The sequence below is a fragment of the Ralstonia sp. OTU4908 genome, assembly GCF_038440115.1.
GTDB lineage: Bacteria > Pseudomonadota > Gammaproteobacteria > Burkholderiales > Burkholderiaceae > Ralstonia > Ralstonia pickettii.
In genome coordinates this window covers 1-19,123 of the sequence record NZ_JASATD010000024.1, presented here as the reverse complement: position 1 = coordinate 19,123, position 19,123 = coordinate 1, and the positions used below count along the sequence as shown (strand labels likewise).

Below are 19,123 nucleotides of genomic sequence, written 5' to 3'. Positions count from 1 at the left end.
ACGACGCTCTCACCCTACGAGGCCCGCTGCCTCGTTCCCGGCCACGCGGTTACACCATGGTCGCCAACCGCCCCGGCGATGAGAAGCTAGAATCGCGCGAGCTGCCACCAGCGACCAGCCGCAAAACGTCACGACCACTCACCCGCGGGGATTTGCGCAATGGCCATGAAACGCCTCGTCCTTTCGGTCCTGCTTCTGTTGGTGATTGTGGTGATCGCCGGCCTTGCATCGCCATGGCCCAGCGTGTTGGTCATCCGCGCCATCTTCGATCACGGCGCTGCGCAGGCATCCAAAGCATTGGAGCCGTTGGATCCCAACGATGTGGCTGTGCAAACCGGCCTGGTCTACGACCCCAGCGACGCGGATGGGCGCCTGGACATCTATCGCGGCAAGGCGGCCACCCCGGACGGCCCTGTCGTCGTGTGGTTTCATGGCGGCGGATTTGTGTCCGGGCGCCGGGCCGATCTCGCCAACTATCTGAAGATCCTCGCAGGCAAGGGCTTTACGGTCGTCAATGTGGACTACACCATCGCGCCCGAGGCGACCTATCCCACGCCCATCCGGCAGGCCAACAGGGCGCTTGCGTTCCTGTCCGCGCAGGCTTCGCAATTGAAGATCAATGCAAACAAGATGGTCTTGGCGGGCGACAGTGCGGGGGCGCAAATCGCGGCGCAGACGGCGGCCTTGGTGACGAACGAGCGCTATGCGCAAGCGCTGGGAATCTCACCCGAGCCATTGGCAAATCAGATCGCCGGCGTCTTGCTCTACTGCGGCGTGTACGACATCACGCAGATGGGCCAAAGCGGCGGCTTGGGTGCCTGGTTCGTCAAGGCGACCGCGTGGGCGTACAGCGGCAAGCGAGACTGGCATCAGGCCCCGGGGTTCGACACCATGTCGATCACCCCTTACATCGCCCGCGGCTTTCCGCGCGCGTTTGTGAGTGCGGGCAATGCCGATCCGCTCGGGCCGCAGTCGGTGGCCCTCGCAGCCGCGCTGCAGGCGCAGGGAGTGAATGTAACGAGCCTCTTCTTCCCGCAGGACTACCAGCCCCCGCTCGGGCACGAATATCAGTTCCGGTTGGACACCGACGCCGGCAAGGGTGCGCTGGCGCAATCGGTGGCCTGGCTCAGGTCGCTATAGGTCGAAGCGCCGCAATGCGCGGCCGCGCCTGCTTTACGCGCTGCGGCGCGACGTGAGGTTTGCAGTGAGCCAAGCTGCCACCTCGCTAACCGGAATGGCATGGCGTTGATTGAGCGACCGGCCCCTGTCCCAGCCCGCCGAGCAAAGACGGCTCGGTCCACTCTAAGCCGCAGGAGGGCGCGGCCTAGGGCGGCCCAGGGCGGCTTCCGGCTTGCCGGCGACCCGCCCGTAAATCACGGTGCCGCCCCGCCGGATACACGATCTCGCTGGCGGCCCGCCGCACTCAACGATCCGAGCGCTCGACGACGACCTCGCTAATCTGAAGCACCGGTGCAATGTCGGTGTAGTTGACGATATCGGCCAGGATCTCCGCGCCGTGCTGCTTCATGGCCGCCTGGAACGCATCGGCCGATTCACAGATGAACGCGCACATCGCCACGTAGGCAGGTGGGGTACCGGGTGCTCCGCCGGCCAGGCCTTTATCGACGGTGTAATACGCACAGGCATTGCCAAGTCGCGCCTTCGCCAGCGGCATGTGGCGTTCGCGGTAATAGTCGTGGTCGAAGCGTGCGCCTTCGGCGTAGGGGTACATCACGGTCACTTTGATCATGCGGTTCTCCTTGTGGTCATTTATGGCTTGAAGGATAGAGTGATTGCGGTGGGGCAGAATCGGGCGCCGCCTTGGTTACCGTCGGGCGTCGGCACGCCTTGGATGCGAAGGGTACGCAAGGGCGAGAGCCGTAACAGCAGGTCGCAAGTCGTTTCTCCGTTTCCGGTGTAGCGGTACATCCCCTCGGCGATTTTTTTCGCATCGCCCGCTTCAGAGTAAACGCGGTAGTTGGGGCCATAGATGCGAAACCAGAAACGTAGCCCCTTGTCGGGCGTCGGTTCTACAAACGCTTGGTCAACAACAAGTGCCCGATTGAATGGCTCGCGCGTCGCGAAGATATTGTTGACTGTGGCGTATGCCTGAGGTTTGGCGCGCCATGCTGGTTGCTCCGCCTCTTCGGCGTGCGCGATGACGCAGATCGCCGCAATCAAAAAGACACTGAGTTTTCGCGGCATTTGTTAGTCTTCCAGCAAGGCAGCCATGTGACCTCAGTCGATCGCCGAAACCTTGATCGGCGTCGCCAGCGGGGGCTGCTGGGCGTGTGCGAACAGCTGACCGAGGCTTAGCCGTTCGTTCCAGATACGACGCAGCTCCAGCCCATACCGCTTCTCAACATCCTTTGCCAGGGTTTCTAGTTCAAGCGCGTCTGGAGTCCATTGCCGTGGGTATAAGGCCCGATATATCGCCAGAATTTCATCATCCGGGCTGAGCGTCAGCTTCTCCCCGTCGCGCAACGCAAACGCGCCGACAAACAGCAGCAGAAATTCTCGAATCTCCAGCTTTGAGGCTGACGGGAAAGCTCTGCGCCAGTTTTTCCCCTGACAGCTGCGGCCACTGAACGGTGCAGGCAACTTCGTTCCAGGGAACGCTGCCCATAGCAGGGCAACCAGAAACAGTGCGATAAGAATCAATGTGGTCATGACCCGCCCATATCCAGAATTGGAGACTAGGAAACCGCTGAGTTCTCGGAGTGCTGGCAACGTGTGTGCGGCCCATTCTAGCGGCCCGCTTTTGCGTGCGTTGATCACGCCTCGCCCGCACCGAACAACCCATCTAAAAAATTAGCTTGCAATTCAATAGCACGCTATATATATTCTCCTCCATGAACACGCGCAAGCCTTCCTCCGCACGCCGCGATCTCGCCCTGGACGAGCAGCTTTGCTTTGCGCTGTACTCGACCATGATCGGGATCAACAAGGCGTACCGGCCACTGCTCAAGGCGCTGGACCTGACGTATTCGCAGTACCTCGTCATGCTGGTGCTGTGGGAGCAGGACGCCCAAACGGTGTCGGAGATTGGCGAGCGCCTGTTCCTCGACTCCGCCACGCTCACCCCGCTGCTGAAGCGGCTGGAGGCAGCAGGCTTGATCGAGCGGCAGCGCTCGGCAGAAGACGAGCGGCGGGTGATCATCTCGCTCACGGCGGCCGGCAAGGCACTCGAGAAGCGGGCCGAGAAAGTGCCGGCATGCATGGCTGCGGCCATGGAGTGCGCGCCCGGCGAGCTGGAAGAACTGCGCACACAGTTGAATGCATTGCGCGGGCGGCTCTTCAAGAACGCCGCCTGAGCACACACGTATCGCCGACGGGCGCCTGATCGCGTCCGTTTTTTAAATCGATTAAGTAGCGCGCTATTTAATAGTAAGCAATGCGGAGCGGCCTCGACAGCCGATGCGCGTACCACCACCCCTCTCACAGGAGAACCACCATGTCGATCGAAAACGTCCTCTACCGTGCCAATGCTCGCGCCACCGGCGGCCGCGATGGTCGCGCCATCACTGACGATGGCCGGCTCGACGTGCGCCTGACCACGCCGACCGAACTCGGCGGTGCCGGCGGCGAAGGCACCAACCCCGAACAGCTGTTTGCTGCCGGCTACAGCGCGTGTTTCCTGGGCGCCATCAAGTTTGTGGGCGCGCGCGACAAGATCCGCGTGCCGGCAGATGTGTCCGTACAGGGCACCGTTGGCATCGGCGTCATTCCGAACGGCTTTGGCATTGAAGTCGACCTGAAGATCAGCCTGCCCGGCATGGACCCGGCCGAAGCGCAAACGCTCATCGACCGCGCGCACATCGTCTGCCCGTACTCCAACGCAACGCGCGGCAACATCGACGTACGCCTGAGCCTGGTCTGACCCGCACGCCCTTCCCCCAAGTCCTGTTCTGGCCGGTCACGAATGCCAACTTCGAGAACGCGTCGTACGACGAGTTTGCGCAGGGGCACTTCCTGACCAAGCCGATGATGCAGTGGTTCTGGAACGCCTACACGACTGATCCGGCACAGCGCCAGCAGATCTACGCATCGCCGCTGCTGGCCACGCCCCAACAGCTGAAGGGGCTGCCGCCGGCACTGGTGATCACGGCAGAGAAGGATGTGTTGCGCGATGAAGGCGAAGCGTATGCACGCAAGCTCGACGCGGCGGGTGTGGATGTGACCGCCACGCGCTACAACGGCATGATTCACGACTTCGGCTTGCTCAATGCGCTGGCCGGCGTGCCTGCAACGCGTGCAGCCCTGCATCAAGCCAGTGAAGAGCTGAAGGCGCGGTTGAAGTAATTGGGTGGGCGGGTTGTTTCACCGCCTTCACCGCTTTCGCCGCCTTCACTGTTCATTGGTCAGCCAGCAATGCGCCCGCCGCGTGTCTTTCGCACGCGGTGGGCGTGTTGCGTTGTGTTTTGGTCTGCAACGCTAGCCGCATGAAACAGCCCAGCCTGGAAGCCCAAACAACCGTGGTAGCCAAGGCATCCACCGTCGTGCAGATCCGTCGCACAAAGCCACTACAATAGCGGCCCTTCGCCGGTGGCGCCTGTTCCTGACACCCCGTGCAGGCGCATGCCTCCAGCTGCACTCCAGAAGCCCCAATCCTATGATGTCAAACGCCTGCGGCGTCGATTTCGGCACGTCCAACTCCACCGTCGGCTGGCTGAGACCGGACGCACCCACCCTGCTGCCGCTCGAAGACGGCAAGGCGACTCTGCCTTCCGTCATCTTCTTTCACGCCGAAGACCCGACGGTCAGCTACGGCCGTGCCGCGCTGGCCGACTATCTTGCCGGCTACGAGGGCCGCTTGATGCGCTCGCTCAAGAGCCTGCTCGGCACATCAATGATGGACGACAGCACCGAGGTCATGGGCCAAGCCATGCCCTTCCGCAAGCTGCTGGCGCATTTCATTGGCGAACTCAAGCGGCGCGCCGAGCATGCCGCCGGCCATGAATTCCGCCGCGCCGTGCTGGGCCGCCCGGTGTTCTTCATCGACGAAGACCCCAAGGCCGACCAGCTTGCCGAAGACACGCTGTCGGACATCGCGCGCGACGCCGGCTTTGACGAGATCGCCTTCCAGTACGAGCCCATCGCCGCCGCGTTCGACTACGAGGCCGGCATCAGCGGTGAAGAACTTGTGCTGGTGGCCGACATTGGCGGCGGTACGTCCGACTTCTCGCTCGTGCGCCTGTCGCCCGACCGCGCGAAACGCCTTGACCGCCGCGAAGACATCCTCGCCAACGGCGGCGTGCACATCGGTGGTACCGACTTCGACCGCGCCCTGAGCCTGGCCAGCGTGATGCCGCTACTGGGCCTGAACAGCACGCTGCGCAACGGCAAGGCCATGCCGTCCGGCCAGTATTTCGACCTGGCGAGCTGGCACACCATCAACCACGTGTACACGCGCAAGGCGTGGACGGTGGTGATGGACAACTACCGAGATGCCGCCGACACCGAAAAACTCGACCGCCTCATCCGCCTGATCCGCGAGCGCGCCGGCCACTGGCTGGCCATCCAGGTGGAAGCCGCGAAGATCGCGCTGTCGGACGCCCCGGTGGGGGAGATCGACCTGCACCGCATCGCGCCCGAGTTGAAGCAGTCCGTCACGCGCGAAGACTTCGACCAGTCGATCGGGAAGCTGGTCGGCAAGACGGTCTCGACGGTGCAAGCGATGCTGAAGACGGCGGGCGTCGCAGCGGAAGCGGTCGATACCATTCTCTTCGCCGGCGGCTCCAGCGGGGTGCCGTTGCTGCGCGAGCAACTGGCGCAAGTGCTGCCGTCGGCGCGGCGCGTCGAGGGCGACCTGTTCGGCGGGATCGGTTCTGGCCTGGCGCGCGATGCGGCGCGCCAGTTTGGCTGAGGGGCTGAGGGGCGGCGGGAGGTTTCGAGGGTAGGTGTGTTGGGCAAAACGTTGACTACTTCAACGCCCAATACCAGTTGCCCCCATAGTCTCGCTCTACGGTCTCAAGTGACTGGAACGTAAACGCGAGCCGTCGGACGATGTCATCAGGGCACCCGCATGCCCGAAACACTGCCTGGAACTCGCTCAGGAGCGTTTCAGTCATTCTCAGCAGGTCACGCTCCATATCTGTCTTTGTTTTTACCAAGAACCATGGCGCGGTCGGCTCAAGGTGAAGCGCCTCCACAACGCAAGCTGGAACATAACGCCGAGCGACGGACTGCATTTCGCCCTCGGCATACATTGCTGTAAGACGAAAACTGGGGGATGGCATAGTTGAATGTCACCTCATGGCCGGTACCGAATGGCTGCTCTTGGCCGGTAGCAGCCAGCCGAAACTCTATCGGTCGACGCCCGCTACCGACCCAAGGCCACCTGTCGCTCCCTATCGTCGAATGTCCATTACCAAATCACCGACGCGACACTACCCGGTGACGGCGAGTAGCTCGGCGCGAACGCTACTCAATCGCCCGCCCACCCTCAACGCAACAAAGGTGTGACAACGCGCTCCAGGCGTTCGGCCGTCCAGGCGGGCTCGCGCGAGTCCCAGCCGTTGTCGGCCAGCAGGCCTTTGCGGTCGACCGTGAAGTTGACGGGCAGGCGCCAGATGCGGCCGTAGCCGCCCGCGTAAGCGCTGCCGAGCAGGCCTACCGGAAAGCTCAGCTTGGCCGCTACTTCGCGCACGGCCGGCAGCTCCGCTGGCTCGTCCAGGCTGAAGCCCAGTACGCGCAAGCCCTTGTCGGCATGGCGTGCGGCGTAGGCTGATAGCAGCGGAAGCTCCGTGCGGCAAGGACCGCACCACGTCGCCCAGAACGTCAGGATTACCACCTGACCGCGCAGATCATCGGTCGCAATGCTGCGCCCGTCCAGAGTGTGCAGGACGAGGGGTGGTGCGGGGCGCCCAACCTCCAGACTGGCCGCGTGCGCCGCCGCCTGTCGGCCGCCCAGCCCGGCTCCCATGGCAAGCGCGCCTGCGGCACGCAGCCAGGCGCGCCTCGGCCCGGGCCCTTGCATCGGGTTCATGTCCGCATCAGAACGCATAGCTCGCTCCGACTGTGCCCGACCAGCGCGGGAAGAGTTGATAGCCCTGCAGGTTGCTGTACAGCGCTTTCTGCAGGAAAGCATAGACCTGCAGGTTGTGCGCCACACTGACCGTCACGCCCGGCGACAGATAAACCACCGTGCCGGCCGTATTGGTGGTGTCAGCCAGCGCCCCCTTGTCAGCACCCTTGCGCGTCACGTTGAACTGCAACTGCGGCACGATGTGCGGATTGGCCTCGTAGCGCACGCCGAAGCTCATTGTCGCGGCATTACCTGGCCGGAAGTCGGCGCCGGCATCACGCAGCCTGTGGGTCACGGCCGCTTGGAATTGACCGTTGATGAAGGCATCGAAATCCTGGCTGACGGGTTGGTAGTAGTAGGCGCCGAGAATCAAGTCGGTGCTGCCGGTACCTGGTTGCAGGCTGGTATCGAGCGCCTGCCCACCCGCTGCGTTGGGGCCGCTGTTGAAGAACACCGGATTGCGCCCCACCGTGGCGCCGGTGTTCACGTCCTGGCCGCCGTAGCGGCCGGTCGGCAGCTTCACGCCCAATTGAACGCCCAGATTGTGCGTCGGCAGGAAACCTTGGTAGTTGGCGATGAGCTTAATGTCGCCCAGGCCGCTGGCCGTGGCGCCGCTTACGTTGTCCGGGGTGAGTTGGTCGGGCGTGGCTGAGCCGTATGTCGTGTGGCTGCGGTTGATGTAAGGCACGATTGCGCCGAAGCTCCAACTGCTGTTCGGGCTGTAGTAGATGCTCAGGTTGGTGTAGCGGTTGATGGTCTGGCGCTCCACCTCCTGGTTGCCTCCGGCGGCATTGATGCTCGCGGCCTCCGCCGGCGTGACCGAGCGTGTGCCGTGACGCAACTGGTTCTGCGGGATGTACGTGTAATCAAGGCTGATGCGCCAGCCGGGGATGGCGGAGTAGCCCATGGCGGCATCGGTGCTCAGCGAACAGCCGCAGGTGGCGCAGGCAAAAGCAAACGCAGGGGACAACAAGGCTGCGCCGGCGGCTCCGGCGCGAAGAATCGGATTCATGAAAGTCCTGGCAAGGCACGGGCGGAGTCTCCGCCGTTGGCGTAATGGTGCGCAGGCAGCGCGCCATGGGTCATATAGACGACGTGCGCTATGCCACCGGCGGTGCCCGGGCGGCCGCCAGTAACCTGCCAGGATGTCGGTAGAAGCCCGACGGAGGAAGCGGTGGCACGGCAAAATGCAAGCCGCGTTGCTCAACGAAAGCCCAAGCGGCCGGGGGTGCCGCGTGATTGGAAGCGAGGTCCGCGCAAACCAGGCAGCACAGCATGTCGCTGTGGCCGGCGCCGGAGTCGTCTTGATTGCCGGATGACTGCGTGGTCATCCCCTCGCTGTGCATGCCACTCGCACTACAAATGGTCTGGCTGGCCAGCCATTCCACCTGTTGCCCATGCGGCATCGCCGGCAATGGCGCATGCAGCACCATACCGAGGAGCGCAAGCCATACGAAAAGGCGGCGGGCGAAGGACATGGAAAAGTGGACTACGAGGGTAGCCGATTATAGCGGCGCAACGTTCTGCAAAAAATGGGGAATTCCCAGCTTAACCGGAGCGGGAAGCACCGCCGCGCTTGGGGCGGGAATGTCCGGTGAATGTCGCCTTCTGGCCGCAAGCGGGCAGCTCCAGCAGCCAACGCGCCACTGCAACTGCAACTGCAACTGCAACTCCGACCCTACACAGGCATTCCCGCCCGTCACGGGAATGCGTCAATCTGTTGTTATTGGCTGTAGCCCCGCCGCTCTATGGCGGCTAACACGTCCCACGTTTGCGGATCGACATCGCGGCCCCCGAGCGACATCGATACGTACGCATCAATCGCATCCACAAAGCCTTTGATAAAAGCCGGCGGAAACGCGTGCGCGGACAGATGTTGAAGCTGCTCGCGCAGCATGCCCGGGCGGCATTGGCCGTGGCTGCGCATGGCGGCGCGTGTGCGCCGGAGATACGCCTGCGCTGCGATTGCGCCGTTCAGGTAGGTACGGTTCTTGGTGAGCCTACCTGTGTCGGATGACGAGGGCGGTGGGCTGGGTGATGCGGGTGGAGATGGGTAGGACGCTGGTCGCGTCTCGTCTGCAATAGGCATAGGCGCCTCCGTGAGTATTGATTGGAGGTCCGCCTTCTCGTCGCCAGACGAAGGTGGCGGGCCTGACGGCGGGGCTGGCGAACCGGTACTCACGGCAACCGGCAGACCTTGCGGTCTCCCCACCCGGCCCGCCATAGGAGGCATGCGCGAGTGTGCCCGAGCGTATCCGCCAAGCGGATGCTCGTTGTGAGTATGTCGAGTCGCCAAACCCGACTGCCGTTGGTGCGGCAGCGGGATGGATTATAGCGACGGGGGCAGCGGCGAAAGTTGGATTCTTGATTCGCAGGCAGCGACGGCCGGAAGGTCACGCTCCACCCTCAAACAGTGGCGCCTCACCCTCAGAGAGTGGAACGCGAGGGTCAAACACTGGCGTTTCACTGTTGGAGGGTCGAGCGCCAGTGTCAAACAGTCGAATTCGACCCTTTGAGGTTCGCGTTTGAGCCTCAAACACTCGAACTTCACTGTCTGAGGGTCACGTTCCACTGTCTGAGGGTCGAGCGTCAGTGTCAGAGAGTCGAATTCGACAGTCCGAGGCTCGCGCTTCACGCTCCAACATTCGAACGGCGTGAGCGGGCTTGCTCGCCCCATGAGCGGGCGCTTTCCGTCAAAAGTTGTGTACAGCATTGCGATACGCCGCAGCGGTAGCCAACCTCACCGGGTTGTGCCAATCGGCATGACGTTGATATCCGCTTTAGAAGGAACGCAATGTCTCAGAACTTGATCTCGTTTCAACCCAGCGCCACCGACCTGACCGCCATTGACGGTGCGCTCAAGACACTGGAAGAAAAGCTCGTCGGCCTGATTGGCCTGTCAGTCGAGCAGCGCAGCACGCTCATGAAGATGGGCGACAAGTCCGAAGCGTTCTGCCGCCAGGCAGTGGAACTGCTGAGCAACAACCCCGGCGTGCTTCCCGCCAATTTCAACCTGCAGGAAATGCGACGTGACTTGGTGGGCTTTGACACCCTGCGCCCTCGCCTCGCCCGCGTGGAGAAGTTGCTGGAAAGAATGCAGGATTCGCAACTCGCGATGGGCAGTGACCTGATGACGGCCGCGCTGGAGGGTTACACGTACCTGAAGGTTGCGGGCAAAGGGGAAGGGTTGGAATCGGCGCGACGGACGTTGTCGGCGCGGTTTAGCCGGGGGCCACGGAAGACGGTCGAGGAGGTGCCTGGGGAGTGAGGTGAGGGGCTGCTGATGGTGGCCTAGATTTGGAAAAGCCCGCGATGCTGTTTGGCTCGCGGGCTTTTTCTTTGGCGTTGAGGTTCGACCTGAGCGCTTGGTTGAGCCAAACCTCTACTTTGCATAAATAATTTGCCCCCAAAATTGCCCCATAGCGATGTGCATTGACCGGTTGAATCCGCAACCCCAAAGCGGACAGCCGACGTGCGCGGATGCGCTCCGACCAGCGGCCCTTGTTACTTTAGATGCGCGTAGGTGCGAATAGCCAGGAGCGAGTGGATCACCCAGTTAGCAATTCCTCTGTCTAATACTTCCGGGCTGGCGAGTCCGTGAGCGATCCGATTGCGAACGTTGAGTCCTTTGGCGTCAGTGTATAGGGCCCTCAGGTGCATGCGCAGTGTGGGGTTCACCCTCGTCCTGAAGGACTCGGTGTGTAGGACCCTACCCATCCCCAACGCCTCAAAGCCGCCTGACTCCGGGTCGGGCCGCATTGGTGACTCACCCATCAACATCAGCCATTCTCTGAGTGCGGCCTCCGCCTGCGGCACAAGCAGATGGATCGCCTTGAGGTGGTCCTCGGCAAACCACGAGTCGATGCCGACGCGCAGCAAACTATGAGAGCCGACTGGGAACAAAGGGCTCTGAGTCAGCCAAGCGAAAAGCTTTTCCGAATCGAGCTGCCATTTTTCCTTCGCGCGCTGCAGAGCCATATGTACCCACGGGGCCTGCTGACCGATGAGCGTGGCGGCCATATTCATGAGGCGGCCAGGCATGTCGTCCTTGACCGAGCCGATCTTTGCTCGTGTGAATCCGCTGGAGCCCACAATGTTGATCTGTATGTGAGCCTGAAGCGGCGCGTTTGCGGCCGAATCTTCGACGAATTGGCGCAACTGCTCCTCACTGGTCATTAAATGAACCGCGATCCGACCGAGCGACAGCTCCAATGACTCCCCGAGCAAGTTGTTGAGCCACTCATCCATTTCCTGCTTGGTGATTTCCAGCCTGACCTCGTGGCGCCTCATCGACTGTTCGGCCTCCTCGCTGCGGGCCTTGATCGTCGCGTCGACCCGAGCGACGTCGCCCATGAGATTCGCTCGCCGATAGCGAACGCTCAAATCCTCCAACCATGCGATGGCGGTCAGCGCGTTGCTTTTCGCGGCAATCTCCTCAAACGCGGCACCTGCTTTCTTGATTACGGAGATGCTGCGCTCAGGCGCTCCAAGTTTCTCCGACCAGCGGGAAAGGCGGTCAGCGGCGCTCTGCGCCTGGTGCGGGTCAAAGCGCTGTGCATCTTTGATATTGGCGTGACCCTCCAAGGCCTCCTCAAGCCAGCCGATCAGCTCAGAGCGCTCCTCTTCCGTGAGCGGTGCGCCTTTGCGATCCCAGAACATATTGTCAAGGTTCCACCAATATCCGGACTCGCCGGCGCCGTGCAGTTTTCGACAATATGCGAACGCCTCGAGCTTGGCCCGCCCGACTCGCTCTCGGTCTTTCACAAGTAGCGCCAAGTCCAAGGCCCTGTTTAGGAATGTCCAAGCCTGGTGATCACTCTCTGCCAGATCGTCCGCAACGGCTTTCAAGTGAGCGTCAACGGCTCGCTGCGCGAGTTCGCGTGAAAAGGTGAACTGCGGCTGACTAGGGTGATGACGATTCCAGACGCGGCCAATTTCCAACGCGAGGTCCGCGTACCTGGCACGCAGAACCGGGTGAGACGCCTGCTCAGAGCGGTTCCACCAATGCTCGATCACCTCCCGTGATATCTCCCTCGCGTCCGGGAAGTAGACCTCTTTGCCGTCTTCCGTGGTTCCTGAGCCGAGCGGCCCGAAGTAGCTGTCCCATGGTCCACGATCGTCTCCGCGCATGGGCATAAACCGCCAGCCGACGATTTCGGCTTGGCACCCCAGCCGCTCATCTTCAGTGAGCTTGTCCGGATCTGTCACCAACCTGTCGAGTTCGACGGAGAGCAAATGGGGCTCGATTGGGCGCGGCGCTGCTTCCAGCTCTGCGAGCCGACTGGCAATAGAAGGGAGGATGCTGATCGGCATGAGACTCACTCCAAATCAATTCTCTCGGTGGGCTGTCCGCAGCTTGCCAAAGCTAAATGCCATGGGAGCCCGCTTATCACCAAAAGCCGCGGTGGACCGGTCACGAGCAGGAGTATCAGACCCAGCATCGAATGACCTGGCACGAAGCAAGCGAAACGCGCTCCCATAGTCGGCGCTATCGACGGGATATGCCTCCATGAGCTAAGTCGCCGCTTCGGTCGAATCTATGCCTCGCAGTTTGACTGCCTAAGTTCTTAGCGTGTCGTCCATTGTTAGCTCTGATTTGATGTGCGGTGGTGCCAAAGGCTGCCGCTATCGTATGGGCGACCCTTGATCCGAGATATATTCGGCCTCCCAAAATATCTCGAGAAAAACCAATGCGAGTCGTATTAGCCCCCCTGCTCGCTGCCGCACTATTGTGCGGCTGCACCGTCTACTCGAAGGTAAAGCTATACGACGGTCCACACCAAGGACCAGAAGAACCTATCCCTGCTATATGTCGATCCACATGTAGTGGTACGTCGCTTTGACACCATTACAGAGCAGCCAACCGATGCCAGAGCCTTGGTGCACTCTGCTGGCAAACGGCGCGAAATTATCGAGATGCTGCCCGGTCAACACGAACTCGACGCACAGTTTTTTTTGCTATGTCGGAAATCCGAGCTTGCCACACTGAAATTTAACGCTGAAGCAGGCCAAAGCTATCGCCTGACATACGATCTGGGCGAGAAAAGTGCATGGTGGCGCCCCTTTGTCGTGGCCTACCACGGTGAAAACATCGAAGAAAAAGCGAGCATGTTTGATTCGATGTGCAACGTGCAAATCATAAGGGTGCCTCTCCGGTAATGCCGCCTGACCGCTCCGACTAGAAGCCGACGACGCCACTAAGAGTTACGTCCGAGCAAGAACCCAAAAGAGCCCGCCAGTGCCGGCTCTTTTTCACGGAAGTTCCGAGCCGCTGCGACGGAGAACTGTGGTCCGACAGCGCGGGGCGTAGCGTAAAGCCCAAGCTTTTCGAGCTTGACCAGGGGGCCATAGGGCTAGTGATTCGCCGGGTGGTTACGTGGCCCCCGAACTTGCCCCCGCCTGCCCTGGGTGCCAACGGCAAACTTTAGGCAGGGCTAGCAACAAAAAACCCGCGAAGCTCAACGCTTCGCGGGTTTTTTTCGGGCATCGCTCATCAAACGCTGCCAGTAACTTGGTGGCCGAAGGGCTCTCGAACAAATGCTGGGAATGCTTATGACTAAGCCAATCTTCCACCTGCCTTTTGAGACTTGCCCCCAAACTTGCCCCCACAGCGATCAACTTCCCGGCTCGCAGATGTGACGTGGATCGTCCCCAGCAAAGGGCCAGAGACCGTTTGTCTTGGCGACACTCATTCATCCCGATACTCGTCGCCGTAATTTTCCCGGTAGTACTCGCGTGCCACGGTCTCGGCATCGATGTAGTCATGCGGGTCAATGTTGAAATGATCGACCGGATCGACTTGGTCCATCGAAGAATATTCATGCCCGAATCCAGCGGCCATCAGTTCGTCCAAGCCGCGTATATCTAAGCCACAGCACTTGCAGGCGAACTGAAATGGGGCCACTCGAACCTCTTGGACCAGTTCCTCCCCTCTTAAGAAGGGCGCGCTTCTGCCGACCGGAGCTGCCAACAATTGGCCAACCTGCGCACACGCCGGGCACTTCAAATACATGATGTGGTGGCCGCTCACGAGAACCGCCGACAACGCTACAGTTTTCGATGCATCTCGCTTCGCCTGTTGCTCGTTATCTGGCAAGGAGAAAAAGCGCTCCTTGCAAACGCGGATGAGGTCTTGGACTCGTCGTGATCGATCCTTTGTGATGGCTTGGGCCGTCCTTCTGGCGGTTTCGGCATCCTCCGGACCTAGCAAGGTGTCCAAGCTTTGAGCGGCAAAATCCGCGACCTTGACGATGAACGAGTACACGTGCGGCATGAGAGTGTTCACCGCCAACTGTGCGATCTCCGCTGTATCACCGTGAAGCTCGCCATTACGTGTATTGACCAATGTTTGGACATTGGCGACCTCCGCGTCAGTCAACTCAGGTACAAGTCGCTGAAGCCTTTTTATAACCTCTTGCAGGTCCGCCGACCTTGGTGGCGATCTCGGAACCCGTCCACACGCAAAGAGAAGGCTCTCCAAATCGGAGGCTGCATTGAGTGCCGGATTGACGTGACACACCGCTCCACGAGCTATGAGTTCGAGGGCAAAACAAAGGTAGAGGATGAAGTCCTCACTGTCTCGCCCGCGACTACTGCCCCGTTGCCAGTACAACTGGGCCTTCGAAAAATAGTTCTCGGTTGTCCAAGTCATTGCTCCCCCAAAGTGCAAAGCGATATAGCCCTACGCCAAGCGTGCCGTCCAATGCGTCTCTCCCATGCATCGCGCTCCAATTGTCCAGAATTGCCATCCGATGCTGGGTCCAATCTATACGACACGTAGCCCTCATAGAGGTCTTGATGTAGTCGGCGACAGCGTGAGCCTCCGCATTCTGCGCCGCCATAACGGTCGCGTTGTATCGAAGTACTTTCTTATTGTCTTGATGCGTTATTAAACGACAGTAGCGTGATGTCCGCCCACGCAGCAAGTACAAACATCGCTGCAAGTAATCAATCCCGAATTCGCGAACAAGTTCACCAGCGTCGTATATCAATGTGTCTGCTGCTCTCGGTTGCGGCGCAACCAATACTAGGTATTGAGGGGGGACATCAATGGTCGCGAAGTCGGTGTGGGGTGGGAAGATATCTAGCCCATATCGCGAGGAAAGAGTGTCAGGCCGAGCCAACTCTTGTGATCGAGGAAGAAGCCGCTGACACATCCACTTTTCCGGCGCGAGCAGCTTCAACACTTCTTTAACACTGTATGCGTGACCTTTTTGATCTCTTCGAATCAACCGCCATTTCGGCGTTGTTCTACGGTCCCAGTCGAGCATAGTTTTTTTGCGCGTTTCACCTGCACCAGATGCTACCCGGATGGAATAGTTCAACTGCACTGACTCGCCGCTTTCGAACATCCACCACTGTGAAATAAACAGCACAACCGCATTGAGGCGAATTGGCAGCCCCACCCATCGCTATGACCGTCTCGTAAAGGCAAGCGTGCGCCGTGCAAAGTCAGCGAGTTCCTGATCGTTGATGAGTTGCGCGGCCCAGGCCGGATTGCTGTCATGATGAAAAAGGTTGGCGTAGTCTAGCAATGCTCTCAACTCCGTGATGTCGACCTGGCTCAGGATTTGCGCCGGCGTATTCACCCTCTGTTCACAAATACCAAGAAATGGCCCGAGGAGGCTACCCGGCTGAAACGTGGCCGGATAGGCAACGCGGGCGAACGCTTCAAGGATGGGTCGCAAGGCGGCCGCCACCGCGCGCTCTTCTGCAGGGTCAGCCGCCTGCAAATACCGAGTCACCAACTCGTGGCGCTTGTCATGCTCCGTGATGCAGTCCTGCCGAACATCCCAGGGCGCCAAAGTTGAACCCGTAGCCTCGCGGGATACCCTGATCGCTGAGCGATCAGCCGGGTTGGCGCCTTCCCATAGGCCACACAGGAACGGCTTAGAGTGTGAAAGCACGATTACTTGCGCTACGCGGCCCACAAGCCGTCGAATCTCCTGCACTGTGGTCAGCGAACGATGTTCATCAAGGCTTGTCATGGGGTCGTCAATAACGACGACCTTCTGCGCAAGTTGGGGGTCCTGGTCCAACGAAGCGAAGAAGAACGCTAGAGCGAGTGCGTTGCGATCACCCGCACTCAGCGTGTTGCGGAAGGAGGGACCAGCGGCAGAAGTTAGCGGCACCGTCTCGTTGTTGATGAGCACGTTGTAGGTGCAAGAAGAACCTCCCCTATTGTTGACTGAGCCGACTGCATCGAGGCGAAAGCCAGCGTTGAAACGCCCCAGGTAGATGTTAATCGCGTCCTGGTACGCTGGAAAAATGTTCTGCCGATAGTTGTCGAGCGCCGAGCGCGCCTGCGTTCTTAGGCGTTCAGTTTCGGTCTTCGATGCCTTCTCTGCGAGATAGGCCGCGCAGTGCGGTGCCACTGCGTCCGAGTGACGCGCCTGGACGCATTTCAGCCTGGTCAGATCGAGAGTTAGCCTCGCCACGTTAGCCGACGCTGCGCGTTCCTTTACTGCAGCAATTTGGTCGTTGCAAGCCTCCAGGGATTCAGAGCAGGCCACAACCGCTGCCTTGGCCGCTTCGTAGGCCTCCAGCGCCGCAAGGGCAGCCGCGGAAAGCCGCATTCCCTCAAGTGGTGAAGCCTGCTTTTCGGCGAGCGCTTGCGCGACCGCCTCGCGCGCTTGGGTCCACACTTGCGTCACAGCCGCAGTGTCGATTGCGAACTCAGGGACTGCGAGGAACGAGCGCCAAAACGTGCTGCTCCGCTCCGCTTCGCGCGCTGATCTCTCAAACGCGAGGGCCGCCGGAGCGCCGTGGGCGGTGTTCACTCCCCGAATGTATTGTGCGATATCCTGCTTCAGCCCCTCATAAGCGGCGCTGAAATACGCTTGGTAGTGGCGCAAAAGTGGTGAACCTGCGAGGTCCTGCGCGCAGAAGGGACAGATGTCTTTGTCGTGCCCCGCCGACGCACCGGCGACGAGTTGCATCCCATCGTGGACCCAAGCGGCGGCCTCTGGTCCGAGCTTCGCCAGATGGGCTTGGACGTTTGCGGCCGCAGCGGCCTCAAGTTCTGGCAGTGTGCGCACCAGCAAGGCGTTGAGTGCCTCAATGTCAAACGCCGGCAGAGTCAGTGTGGAAAACTCTGCCGCTTGCCGCACCATGTCAGCCGACTGCGCCGCAGCGAGGTCGCGCTCCGCCTCCCGGATGGCTACATCGATATTGGCCTGAGCGGGTAGTCCGCAGAAGTCGTCGACCGAAAGCGCCCCCCGGGCGGCAGCCGGAATTGCGTCTTCCAGCCCTCGCAGGGCACGGTTGTGCTCTTCAATACGAGCGACATGGCCTTGCAACACAGCATTCAACGCGACGCCTTGAGCGCCCAGAATCAACTCATGCAAGTTCTGCCGGTGAGCCGTCTCGATCTCGATCCCTGAACAGACATTCTGCGCAACAAAGCGGTCGTCAAAAACTGCGATATTCGGAAGCGTGGCAGACCAGGCGCCGTTCTGGAAAATGAGGGGTGCGCCTATTCCGAGCGAGATGACCAAGTGCGGCGGGTGTTGCGCGCCAAGTCGATGACGCTCTGTGACCAGTGACGCGTCGCCCGTGCCTGCCGATTTAAGGATAGCCGCGAGCGTTGTTTTTCCTCGGCCATTCTCTGCATAAATGAGTGCGAGGCGGCCCAACGGAAGTTGCGCACCCGCATTGACCGAGTCGAACCGCCCTACATTTCGCAGTAGCTGGAATCGATCAACGCTCATGCCGCGACCCCTCTGCGATGCTGGTGATTACTGGCACTCCCGTCCTCCCGTGCTCGTGAAAGCCCTTCGCCACATTCGGTGAGGCGATAGGTGCTTGCAGAATAAGGATGAACACTTGTGCATCCCGCTGCCAATAACACCTCGACTGCGCCCCGCCTTTTCGCCAATACGGCGTGCCGTCGGCCCCCACAGGCAAAAAACACCCGTGGTTCCGTGGCATCCCCTTCCTATCGCCCGCAAAGCCTTACGCTACAACGAATCTAGGCGCCACGGAATGCCACGAAATGGGGTGTGGCACGCCTCCAATTCCGTGGCCTAAAAAATAGGCAACCCCTCGAAACCGTGGCACGGCTCTTCCCTGTTTTCTCACCGCCTTCTTTCTCTTTCTCTTTGATTTTTAAAGGAAAAAAGGAAAGAAGTAGGGACGCCGGGAAAAAGGGGGCGTGTGGCGGATAGAACCGAAGTCGTGGCATTTTGGGGCAAAACCGTGGCGCCCCTTTCGTTATAAATCAAAGAGTTAGACAAAGAACTACACGGACCCACGGGCTTTTTCAGTTTGCGTGTATCCCGGTGGAAGAGCAAAGCAGGCACCGGCTCATCGTCGCCGGTGGAACGATGGCGCATCGCGCTCCCGCCTTCATGGGGCTGCTCGTTGGCGCTTTGCCGAATCGTCCGACGCCGTGTTTGCGCGCGGTGACATTGAGCCGCTGCAGGGCAGCAGGCGGTAGGTGAATGGATGGGGAGGTGGCGGTGCGTTTGGGCTATGCGCGCGGCATGGCCGGGCTGGTGTCGGCTGACGGTGCGCAACAGCTCAGGGGCAGTCGACCGGCAGAAGTGCGGGTCGACTGCGGCCCTGCTCTCCTACTTCACCAAAGTGAGACCAGACCACGCCGACGATGAATACTCGGCTACAAACACTTCCGGCGCCGTCGTGCGGGGAACCGTGCGCTTCACAACCGGAGCCACTCGATCGCGTACCGATCCCACGTTGGTTGGCGTAGATGGCCCGTAGACGTATGTGGCGTCTGGTAGCTGGTACCATCGACCATCACTAGACATGATCCTGCGAAGACAGCCGATGGCTTCCAGCGCTTCGTGCAGGCGTTGATAGTCCTGCTCACGACCATCATGAATGGTCACTCGAACAACAAATTTGGGCATAACAAAGCTCCTTGCCGCGCGTTGCGGCAAAAATCAGACAGTCGCCCTTCCCAAGCCTGTGATTTGCGAAAAATCTTTCGGATTAGGAGAGGTCGCACCTAAAATGGAGCCCTGAAGATCAGTCGCACCAGAACGCGAGCGCGTATACGCGACACGCGAAAAGGCGCGATCGGGGCCCGCGGTATCGGGGGGCGGGGGGGGTAGTGGGGGTGGGGAAGGGCGGAGG

17 protein-coding genes and 1 pseudogene are annotated in these 19,123 nt (G+C 60.6%); 7 read left to right on the top strand and 11 right to left on the bottom strand.

The window, feature by feature from the left end; genetic code table 11:
• The first annotated feature begins 159 nt into the window (after positions 1–159).
• Entirely contained in the window at positions 160–1,140 is a 981-nt protein-coding gene (locus AAHM38_RS18345; RefSeq protein ID WP_015855860.1) for an alpha/beta hydrolase, read from the top strand.
• Between the two features lie 283 nt (positions 1,141–1,423).
• Here the strand turns inward: AAHM38_RS18345 and AAHM38_RS18340 are convergent, their stop codons facing one another.
• The 3 genes from AAHM38_RS18340 to AAHM38_RS18330 are packed head-to-tail and all read right to left on the bottom strand — an operon-like array spanning position 1,424 to position 2,670.
• Positions 1,424–1,750, bottom strand: a complete 327-nt coding sequence (locus AAHM38_RS18340; RefSeq protein ID WP_009239636.1) for an EthD family reductase — start codon at positions 1,748–1,750, stop codon at positions 1,424–1,426.
• Between the two features lie 20 nt (positions 1,751–1,770).
• On the bottom strand, positions 1,771–2,205 hold the full coding sequence (locus AAHM38_RS18335; RefSeq protein WP_015855861.1) for a hypothetical protein: 435 nt from the start codon (positions 2,203–2,205) through the stop codon (positions 1,771–1,773).
• A gap of 33 nt (positions 2,206–2,238) precedes the next feature.
• Positions 2,239–2,670 (bottom strand): hypothetical protein, encoded by a 432-nt coding sequence (locus AAHM38_RS18330; RefSeq protein ID WP_015855862.1) that lies wholly within the window; start codon positions 2,668–2,670, stop codon positions 2,239–2,241.
• A 182-nt stretch (positions 2,671–2,852) separates the two neighbouring features.
• Here AAHM38_RS18330 and AAHM38_RS18325 point away from each other — a divergent pair, with 182 nt between their 5' ends.
• The 4 genes and pseudogenes from AAHM38_RS18325 (at position 2,853) to AAHM38_RS18310 (ending at position 5,866) form a co-directional block, all read left to right on the top strand.
• Positions 2,853–3,314, top strand: coding sequence for a MarR family winged helix-turn-helix transcriptional regulator (locus tag AAHM38_RS18325; RefSeq protein WP_015855863.1), 462 nt, complete (start codon positions 2,853–2,855; stop codon positions 3,312–3,314).
• A 140-nt stretch (positions 3,315–3,454) separates the two neighbouring features.
• On the top strand, positions 3,455–3,880 hold the full coding sequence (locus tag AAHM38_RS18320) for an organic hydroperoxide resistance protein (RefSeq protein WP_009239632.1): 426 nt from the start codon (positions 3,455–3,457) through the stop codon (positions 3,878–3,880).
• Positions 3,881–3,897: 17 nt separating this feature from the next.
• Positions 3,898–4,302, top strand: a pseudogene (locus AAHM38_RS18315) (alpha/beta hydrolase fold domain-containing protein); the annotation flags it as partial.
• 310 nt (positions 4,303–4,612) lie between these two features.
• Entirely contained in the window at positions 4,613–5,866 is a 1,254-nt protein-coding gene (locus tag AAHM38_RS18310) for an Hsp70 family protein (RefSeq protein WP_015855864.1), read from the top strand.
• 579 nt (positions 5,867–6,445) lie between these two features.
• On the opposite strand, the gene AAHM38_RS18305 is transcribed toward AAHM38_RS18310, so the two are convergent.
• The 4 genes from AAHM38_RS18305 to AAHM38_RS18290 form a co-directional block, all read right to left on the bottom strand.
• On the bottom strand, positions 6,446–7,006 hold the full coding sequence (locus tag AAHM38_RS18305; protein ID WP_015855866.1) for a TlpA disulfide reductase family protein: 561 nt from the start codon (positions 7,004–7,006) through the stop codon (positions 6,446–6,448).
• Entirely contained in the window at positions 6,996–8,039 is a 1,044-nt protein-coding gene (locus AAHM38_RS18300) for a transporter (protein ID WP_015855867.1), read from the bottom strand. The genes AAHM38_RS18305 and AAHM38_RS18300 overlap by 11 nt, the downstream gene beginning before the upstream one ends.
• Positions 8,040–8,127: 88 nt before the next feature.
• Positions 8,128–8,505 carry a DUF2946 family protein gene (locus tag AAHM38_RS18295; protein WP_009277243.1) on the bottom strand — a complete coding sequence of 126 codons (378 nt, stop codon included), beginning with the start codon at positions 8,503–8,505 and terminating at the stop codon, positions 8,128–8,130.
• A gap of 245 nt (positions 8,506–8,750) precedes the next feature.
• Positions 8,751–9,116, bottom strand: a complete 366-nt coding sequence (locus AAHM38_RS18290) for a hypothetical protein (protein WP_015855868.1) — start codon at positions 9,114–9,116, stop codon at positions 8,751–8,753.
• A gap of 705 nt (positions 9,117–9,821) precedes the next feature.
• On the opposite strand from AAHM38_RS18290, the gene AAHM38_RS18285 reads away from it, so the two are divergent.
• Positions 9,822–10,295, top strand: coding sequence for a hypothetical protein (locus tag AAHM38_RS18285; RefSeq protein ID WP_015855869.1), 474 nt, complete (start codon positions 9,822–9,824; stop codon positions 10,293–10,295).
• A 236-nt stretch (positions 10,296–10,531) separates the two neighbouring features.
• On the opposite strand, the gene AAHM38_RS18280 is transcribed toward AAHM38_RS18285, so the two are convergent.
• Entirely contained in the window at positions 10,532–12,340 is a 1,809-nt protein-coding gene (locus tag AAHM38_RS18280; RefSeq protein ID WP_015855870.1) for a DUF4209 domain-containing protein, read from the bottom strand.
• A gap of 513 nt (positions 12,341–12,853) precedes the next feature.
• Between AAHM38_RS18280 and AAHM38_RS18275 the strand changes: the two genes are divergently transcribed.
• On the top strand, positions 12,854–13,186 hold the full coding sequence (locus AAHM38_RS18275) for a hypothetical protein (protein WP_146049749.1): 333 nt from the start codon (positions 12,854–12,856) through the stop codon (positions 13,184–13,186).
• A gap of 529 nt (positions 13,187–13,715) precedes the next feature.
• On the opposite strand, the gene AAHM38_RS18270 is transcribed toward AAHM38_RS18275, so the two are convergent.
• From AAHM38_RS18270 to AAHM38_RS18265, 3 genes are all read right to left on the bottom strand, one after another.
• Positions 13,716–14,678: a hypothetical protein gene (locus AAHM38_RS18270; RefSeq protein ID WP_015855872.1), complete on the bottom strand. Its 963-nt coding sequence runs from the start codon at positions 14,676–14,678 to the stop codon at positions 13,716–13,718.
• Positions 14,617–14,868: a TauD/TfdA family dioxygenase gene (locus tag AAHM38_RS25715; protein ID WP_375139918.1), complete on the bottom strand. Its 252-nt coding sequence runs from the start codon at positions 14,866–14,868 to the stop codon at positions 14,617–14,619. The genes AAHM38_RS18270 and AAHM38_RS25715 overlap by 62 nt, the downstream gene beginning before the upstream one ends.
• Positions 14,869–15,438: 570 nt before the next feature.
• Complete coding sequence (locus AAHM38_RS18265; protein WP_015855874.1) at positions 15,439–17,736, bottom strand: AAA family ATPase; 2,298 nt, start codon at positions 17,734–17,736, stop codon at positions 15,439–15,441.
• Positions 17,737–19,123: the final 1,387 nt, after the last annotated feature.